The sequence below is a fragment of the Mesorhizobium sp. M7A.F.Ca.CA.002.05.1.1 genome, from assembly GCF_003998335.1.
GTDB lineage: Bacteria > Pseudomonadota > Alphaproteobacteria > Rhizobiales > Rhizobiaceae > Mesorhizobium.
Map to the genome: position 1 here is coordinate 1 of NZ_RZQI01000864.1, position 2,494 is coordinate 2,494.

General features: G+C 64.2%; 1 protein-coding gene and 1 pseudogene. One reads left to right on the plus strand and one right to left on the minus strand.

What is annotated here, in order from left to right; all coding sequences use genetic code 11:
- Positions 1-847, minus strand: a pseudogene (locus EN939_RS29675) (PQQ-binding-like beta-propeller repeat protein); the annotation flags it as partial.
- A gap of 251 nt (positions 848-1,098) precedes the next feature.
- Here EN939_RS29675 and EN939_RS29680 point away from each other — a divergent pair.
- Positions 1,099-2,494: ATP-dependent helicase (locus EN939_RS29680; protein WP_164751332.1), on the plus strand; the 1,396-nt coding region annotated here is incomplete at its 3' end.

A 2,494-nucleotide genomic window follows, 5' to 3' on the forward strand; every position in this document is an offset into this window, starting at 1 on the left:
CATCCGAGGTCGGCAGATAGACGCGGGTCGCACAGGGCTGCCCGGCGGCGCCGGCGGCATCGGCGTAATAGGCCACGCCGCGGCAGGTCTGGTGCTGGCGGTCCTTGTCGAGCTTGACCTTGGGATCGAAGCGCCATTTCTCCTTTCCGCTCGCGGCATCGATGGCGATGGCGAAATTATGCGGCGTGCAGATGTAGAGTGTGTCGCCGATCTTCAGCGGCGTCACCTGATAGGTGGTCTCGCCGACATCGTCGGGACCCTTCACATCGCCGGTCTGGTAGGTCCAGGCAGGCTGCAGCTTGGCGACATTGTCCGGTGTGATCTGGTCGAGCGGCGAATAGCGCTGGCCGAACTGCGTGCGGCCGTAATAGTGCCATTCGCCGGCCGGCACATCATTGCCGAGATTGGCGTTGGCGACCACCTTGTCGGTGCCGAGTTCGCCGGCAATATCCTTCGGATCCGAAGTCATCGAATAACCGGCGACGGCCAATGATGCCAGCACGGCAAGGATCAGCGGCGCGCGCCCGTCAGGGCCGACGAGACCCCGCCTCGCCCACGGCGTCAGCAGCCAAAAAGCGAGAAGCACGATGATGCCGCCGCGAGGCCCGAGTTCCCACCAGTCGAAGCCGGTTTCCCAGACCGCCCAGGCCAACGTGCCGAGCACGATCACCGCGTAGAGCCACAAAGCAGTCGACCTGCGCCGGTAAAGCAGCCAGGCGGCGATCAGGAAGGCAAGGCCGGCAACGACATAGTACCAGCTGCCGCCCAGCATCGCCAGGCGGATGCCGCCGCCGCCGAGTGCCAGGCCGATGAGGAAAAGAATGAGGGAGGTGATGGTGACAGCCAAGATGATACTCCTTCGACTGTTGCGCTTTGCGGCGCTGCCATGGCAACCCGGCATTGCGTCGCTGCCCGAAGCACAACTTTCTCCCGACGGTCCCGCCTGTCAAGCATGGGCCTCAAGCGCAGGCGGTAATGGTCCATCGCCATTGGGATAACATCGACCGCACTGGGAGCGTGGGCAGCAATCGGGCACTTTAGCGGAACAAAACGTAGACAGTTCTGGTCTTTCCCCACCGAATCACTACATTCGGGGCGATGTCCGGCTTTTCCGAAGACATGCCCTTTTTCGACGAACCCAATGCGCGGCCCACGGCCCCGTCGGGCATCGCCGCGCGCGCCATGGCTGCCCGCAGCGGACACAACAACGCACCCGACTATCTGAAGGGCCTCAACCCGGAGCAGCGGCTGGCGGTGGAAACCACCGAAGGCCCGGTTCTGGTGCTGGCCGGAGCCGGCACCGGCAAGACCCGCGTGCTCACCACCCGCATCGCTCACATCCTCGCCACCGGCAAGGCGTTCCCGTCGCAGATCCTCGCGGTGACCTTCACCAACAAGGCCGCGCGCGAGATGAAGATCCGCATCGGCGTCCTGATCGGCGAAGGCAACGTCGAGGGCATGCCATGGCTCGGCACCTTCCACTCGATTGGCGTGAAGCTGCTTCGCAGACATGCCGAACTCGCCGGTTTGCGCTCCGACTTCACCATCCTCGACACCGACGACGTCGTGCGGCTGATCAAGCAGCTGATCCAGGCCGAAGGTCTGGACGACAAGCGCTGGCCGGCCAAGCAGTTCGCCCAGATGATCGACGGCTGGAAGAACAAGGGACAAGGCCCGTCCGACATCACCGAGGGCGACGCCCGCGCCTTCGCCAACGGCAAGGGCCGCGAACTCTACAAGGCCTATCAGGAGCGGCTGAAGACGCTGAACGCCTGCGATTTCGGCGACCTGCTGTGCCACCCGATCCGCATCTTCCGCGCCAATCCGGACGTGCTCAAGGAATACCACAAGCGCTTCAAATACATCCTCGTCGACGAGTACCAGGACACCAACACCGCCCAGTACATGTGGCTGCGCCTCCTGGCGCAGCGGCCTCAAGGCAAGCCGATCTCCCCCCTTGAGGGGGAGATGTCCGGCAGGACAGAGGGGGGCGCCTCGCGCCGACAGGCTGGAGGGACAGCGCCCCCCTCTGTCGCCTCCGGCGACATCTCCCCCTCTAGGGGGGAGATTGGGCGCTCTTCGGCCGAAACCCGCGCCACCGTAAACATCTGCTGCGTCGGCGACGACGATCAGTCGATCTATGGCTGGCGCGGTGCCGAGATCGACAACATCCTGCGCTTCGACAAGGATTTTCCCGGCGCCACCATCATCCGGCTGGAGCGCAACTACCGCTCGACCGCGCACATCCTTGGCGCGGCCTCCCACCTCATCGCCCACAATGAGGGCCGCTTCGGCAAGACGCTGTTCACCGACCGGAACGATCCGGAGGACGGCAAGGTGCATGTCCACGCCGCCTGGGATTCCGAGGAAGAAGCGCGCGCCGTCGGCGATACCATCGAGACCTACCAGCGGCAAAAGCACAATCTCAACGACATGGCGATCCTGGTCCGCGCGTCCTTCCAGATGCGCGAATTCGAGGACCGTTTCGTCACAC